We start from the raw sequence: 5463 nt of genomic DNA, 5'->3' as shown, positions 1-5463 counted from the left end.
AGATAGTGCAGTTGTATTTCAGGATTATTCTTTGTTCCCTTGGCTAACGGCAGAAGAAAATATAATTCTTGCTTTAAAGCAGAAATTAAAAAAATCAAAAACAAAACAGGAATTGGAGCACTTAGCCCAAAGTTATCTTCTATTAGTCCAGTTAGGTCATGCGTTTAAAAAATATCCAGGAGAAATGTCAGGTGGGATGAGGCAGCGTGCAGCAATTGCGAGGGCGCTATCTTTAGGATCAGATTTAATGTTCATGGATGAGCCTTTTGGTGCCTTAGATCCAGTAACAAGAATTCAGCTACAAGATCTGATTCTCCAAGTAAATTATGAACAGCAGCGTACTATCGCATTTGTTACACATGATGCTGAAGAGGCTATTATTTTAGCGGATCGAATTGTGATATTTTCACCAGGACCACCTGGAAGTCTTGTTGAGACTATTAATGTACCTTTTCCTAAGCCAAGAAATCGTAAAAAGTTAATAGAGAGTTTAGAGTTTATTGAATTAAGAAATTATATTTTAGACATTATGAACAAAGGAATCTTTGAAAAATTAGAACAAGGCCATGAAATCCGTTCAGCAGGAGAAGGAATATAAATAATATTAAAAATGATTAGGAGGATGGTTGCGTGAGAAAGCGAAAGTGGTTATTCGGATTTGTGATGCTCTTTGCTTTAACGTTAGTAGCTTGCAATGGTGATGAAGAAAAAGCATCTACGCAAGAGAAAACATATAAATTAAAGGTTGGATATGGTCAATTATATGGAGCTCCTCTAGCAGATATTGCTAGAGCTGAAGGGTTTTTTGAGGATGAAAATTTAGAGGTAGAAATGGTTTCCTTTACTAGTGGGGGATTGGACGCTTTACAAGCTGACAAAATAGATATTGCATTAACATTTGGTACAGCAACACCTTTAAACTATATTGCCCAAGGTGCAGATTTTAAATTTGTTGGAGGTCATATGGAAGGTGGACAGCCGGTTGTCACAAAAAAAGAAAATGCAAGTCAATATAAAACATTAGAAGATTTCAAGGGAAAGAAAATTGCGACTATTCGTTTAGGAACACTTGATGTTGTCTTTAAGTCAGCGCTAGATGATGCTGGAATTGATATTCATAAAGATGTTGATTTTGTAGAAGTAAAAAGTGTGGCAGATGTACTTGAAGCTGTTAATTCTGGAAAAGTAGATGTTGGACTTTCCAATACAGGGCATATGACAAAAACAGAGGCATTAGGATTAACCCCTATTTTTTGGAGTAATGATCTAAGTCCAAATGATCTTTGCTGCCGAGTTACCGTAAGAGGCAATATAACTGGTGATAAGGCAGTTGCTTATAAGAAATTCATGAAAGGGCTAATAAGGGCAGAACGTGTAAAATTAGAAAATCCAAAGAAAAATTTAGAAGCCTCGAAACCTACTTTTAAACAATTACCTGAAGAAAGAGTGAACGAAATAGTTAATGAGAAACATTTAATCAATTCTGCAGACCCAAACAAAATGGAAGTAATTAACACGTGGAAAAAAATGCAAGATATTGGGTATATTTCAGACGTAGAAACTATTAATCTAGAAAATCACTTCGATCTTTCTATGTATGAAGAAGCATTAGATGAGCTGATTAAAGGGAATCCAAATGATGAATATTATAAACAAGTATTACAAAGATATAATGAGCAAAACTTAGACTTCAAATGATAAGGAGAATATGATGAAAAAGTTTTTTTCTATCTATATATATACAACGATAATTACAATTGCTTTACTCGCCTTATGGTTTTATATAACAAATTTCACGGGATGGTTAAGCCCAATTATCTTCCCATCTCCAGAAATAGTTGTTATGGCATTCTTTAAAGCATTAATTGAACTATTTCAAGGATTTGTAAGTTCTATGAAATTATTAGTCCCAAGTTTTGTGCTAGCTCTAATACTAGGAATTGGCGGGGGACTGTTCTTTGGTCTTCATCCAAAATCAAGGAAAATCTTAACACCATTTTTTAATGCTTTTAGTCCACTGCCTTTAACATTATTTATTCCATATGCTATTGCTTTGTTACCAACATTTGAATTAGCGTCTATTTTCATTCTGTTCCTTGCAGCTTTTTGGCCTATTTTTCTAGGCACGATTCAAGGTGTGTTATTGGTTGATAATCATTTTTGGGATAATGCAAAAACAATCGGGTTACAGCAGAAAGATTTGATTTTAAAAGTAATCATTCCAGCAAGTTCGCCATTTATATTAAGTGGTACAGGAACAGCACTTAATTTATCTTTTCTAATTTTAATGACCGCAGAAATGTTTGGAGCTAAATCGGGGATGGGCTACTTTATCCAGTTCTACACTGATTTTACTCAATATGATTATGTTTTAGCTGGATTAATTTTTAATAGTATCGTTATCTTATTGGTTATGTTTACTTTTGAAAAAATCAAAAAACGTATTCTTTTTTGGACAAACTTGAAAAATGAGGCCAATTAAGAGAAAAGAAAAAATACGAAGAGGAAACGAAGAAGACTAAGAAGTTTAGTTAAAAGAAAGATGATGAGGTTCTCTCTGCAATTTTAATTTTAATAGATTATAGAAGAGAATTTACTTTTGATGAAGGAGCTATTTTGTGAAATCGATAATATTTATACTATCAATTTTTTTGTTAATAGGATGTTCCGATTCAGGTAATAAACAACAATTAGAGCAACCGAAATCGTTGAAGGTATTATTGGAAAGTAATCCTAAAAAAATTAAGATCAATGAAGCTGTCGCTTTTACTGCAGAAGTGAAATATGGGAGCGAAAATGTTAGCAAAGAGGCTGAGGTTCAATTTGAAATTATTGAAAATGGAATATCAATTGGATCAGTCTTTCCTAAAAATAAGGGAGATGGAAAGTATTTGTTAGAAACAAAGTTTTTTGATCAAGGACAGAAAAAAGTGATTGCACATGTTAGCTATAAAACTTTGCATGAAATGCCGGAACTATCTTTCCAGGTAAGTAATTGAGAGGGGCCAGGTCATTCTAATGAGTAAAGAAAAAAAGCCAGTGAACTTCTTTATAAAAAGTTTAGTGACTGCGATTTTAGTGTTAGGACTTGGTTATACAATTTACACGAATTTAATTATTAAAAAAGAAGCAGTAACTATAGATCAAAGTAATCTTGCTCCTGATTTTACTTTGCAAGATTTAAAGGGTAATGAAGTAAAACTTTCGGATTATCGTGGAAAAGGTGTGATACTTAACTTTTGGGCAACCTATTGTCCACCTTGTGAAAAGGAGATGCCTTATTTGAATAACGTCTATCAAGAATATGAAGATAAGGGAATTGAAATTCTAGCTGTAAATGCGCAAGAACCTAGAATCATAGTCAGTCCATTTGTCTTAGAAAAAAAATTGAGTTTTTCCATTTTACTTGATCGGACTGGGGAAGCTATTGAGCAATATAAGGTTAATAATCTCCCCGTTACATATTTAATTAATGAAGATGGTGAGATTACTCAAACCATTTCTGGAGAACTGACAGAAAAGAAGGTTCGTAGTTATGTAGAAAGCATTATTCCGAATTAATGACTAGAGAGATTGTATTGATGCAAACCAAACACGTGTTTTATGGCTTGTGAAAAATGAAATTGTAAAAAATGAATAAATAATTTGAATAATTAGATAGCAGTGGGTAACAAAAGAGAAAAAGTCTCAGAATTATAGATTTCAAATATAAAATGGCGTTTTGAAAATAAAAAAATGAATTTATTTCATAGAATGGAGACGAATTAACATGACTAACCCCCTATCATTTTCTGCTTTTGTTATGAATACAGCATCTCACATCACTCACGGAATGTGGCGTGATGAAGAAGGTCATCAGTTGAACTTTAACGATGTAGATCTTTGGGTATCTTTGGCTAAGCGGCTTGAGGAGGGTGGTTTTGATGCCATTTTTTTCGCAGACGTAATCGGTTTGTACGGTGACCACCGTGGCGGTTGGGATTTTCATGTTGAAACCGGTTTGCAAATTCCCAGTAATGACCCAATAGTATTAATGTCCGCTCTTGCAGTGAATACAAAACATCTAGGATTAGCTTTTACGGCAGCTCCACTGCAGGAACCTCCCTTTAATTTTGCTCGCCGAGTTTCAACGCTAGATCATATCTCTAAGGGTCGCATTGCTTGGAATATGGTTACTAGTTCTTTGGAAAATGCTTTTCGCAACTTTGGTTACGATGAACTTGTCCCACATGATGAGAGATACAAGTGGGCAGATGAATATGTAGATGTATTGTATAAACTTTGGGAAGGTTCATGGGATGAGGGAGCGCTTTTACAAGATCGAGAGAGTGGAATTCATGCAGCTCCAGCAAAGGTTCATAAAATAAACCATGTTGGTGAGCGCTATAAAGTCGAAGGTCCGCATCTTGTTTCACCATCACCACAGCGAACGCCAGTGTTGTTTCAAGCAGGATCATCGCCTGCCGGCCGAGACTTTGCTGCTCGAAATGCTGAGGCTGTCTTTATTGTAGCCCCTGATCCTGAAAATGCTCGTAAGTTAATCAATGATACTCGACATCTAGCTATTCAAAATGGTCGGGATGGTAATGATATTCACTTTTATCAAGGGTTGTCTTTCGTCGTTGGGGAGACCGAAGAAGATGCTCGGCGTAAAGAATTTGAACTAGATAATAAGGTTGATTTCGATATGATGATCGCTCATATGGCAGGAGGTATGGGGGTTGACCTAGGAAACGTTGGGCTTGATACACCGCTTGAAAATATCGAAACTGAGGGAATAAGAAGCACATTCGAATGGTTAAAGCAAAGCACACCAGGACGTACGCCTAATGTTAAAGACATTGCCCAAATGCGTAGTAGAACGACACGTATCGTAGGGACTCCTGAAACAATTGCTGACCAGCTAGAGCTGTGGAGCAATGCAGGCGTCGATGGAATCAATGTAATAAATGCAACCATTCCAGGGTCTTATGAAGAGTTTATCGATCAAGTAATGCCTGTTCTTCGCCAGCGTGGTTTAGCTCGTGCTGAGAACGGTGAACCAGCTACACTTCGTCATAAGCTTTTTGGAGAAAATCGTCTCAGCGAGCGTCACCCTGCTGCACGATATAGAGGTGCTTTTGCCTCTAAAGAAGGTATTCAACAGTAATTAAGGAATTTTCAGATGACATTAGTGCTCAACCGGATGACGCATAAATAAATAGACAATTTTAATTTATAGTCTGAAAAAGGTATGAGGGCAATCACCTCATACCTTTTTTGATTTTATTGCAATTGTTATTATGCTGTTTTTTTTTGAATCCTATTTATTCATATTAACAACATTAAATGTGAACATTGTCATGATTTTAATAAGGGGGCACAAAAAAACCTTGAGTAAGTAGGCGGTGAAACCGTACATTGATACGCCATTTTTTACTCCCAAATCAAAGCAGATATATAAATATTGGACCTGCTGTTAAT

Annotated in this window: 6 protein-coding genes; all 6 read left to right on the top strand. The window is 35.6% G+C overall.

Features of this window, described 5'->3' with window-relative positions; all coding sequences use genetic code 11:
* On the top strand, positions 1 to 598 hold a 598-nt coding region (locus tag AC1DUW_RS20335; RefSeq protein WP_477643308.1), incomplete at its 5' end, for an ABC transporter ATP-binding protein.
* A gap of 32 nt (positions 599 to 630) precedes the next feature.
* A complete protein-coding gene (locus tag AC1DUW_RS20330; protein WP_477643307.1) occupies positions 631 to 1698 on the top strand; it encodes an ABC transporter substrate-binding protein in 1068 nt (355 codons plus the stop codon).
* A 10-nt stretch (positions 1699 to 1708) separates the two neighbouring features.
* Complete coding sequence (locus AC1DUW_RS20325) at positions 1709 to 2482, top strand: ABC transporter permease (RefSeq protein ID WP_379148774.1); 774 nt, start codon at positions 1709 to 1711, stop codon at positions 2480 to 2482.
* A gap of 136 nt (positions 2483 to 2618) precedes the next feature.
* Positions 2619 to 2999, top strand: a complete 381-nt coding sequence (locus tag AC1DUW_RS20320) for a ubiquitin family protein (RefSeq protein WP_053345669.1) — start codon at positions 2619 to 2621, stop codon at positions 2997 to 2999.
* Positions 3000 to 3018: 19 nt separating this feature from the next.
* Entirely contained in the window at positions 3019 to 3561 is a 543-nt protein-coding gene (resA, locus tag AC1DUW_RS20315) for a thiol-disulfide oxidoreductase ResA (protein WP_053345670.1), read from the top strand.
* A 208-nt stretch (positions 3562 to 3769) separates the two neighbouring features.
* Positions 3770 to 5149 carry an LLM class flavin-dependent oxidoreductase gene (locus tag AC1DUW_RS20310; RefSeq protein WP_053345671.1) on the top strand — a complete coding sequence of 460 codons (1380 nt, stop codon included), beginning with the start codon at positions 3770 to 3772 and terminating at the stop codon, positions 5147 to 5149.
* The last annotated feature ends 314 nt before the right edge of the window (positions 5150 to 5463 follow it).

Source organism: Peribacillus sp. P4_C12, from assembly GCF_056402095.1.
This window is presented reverse-complemented; position numbering and strand designations above follow the sequence as displayed.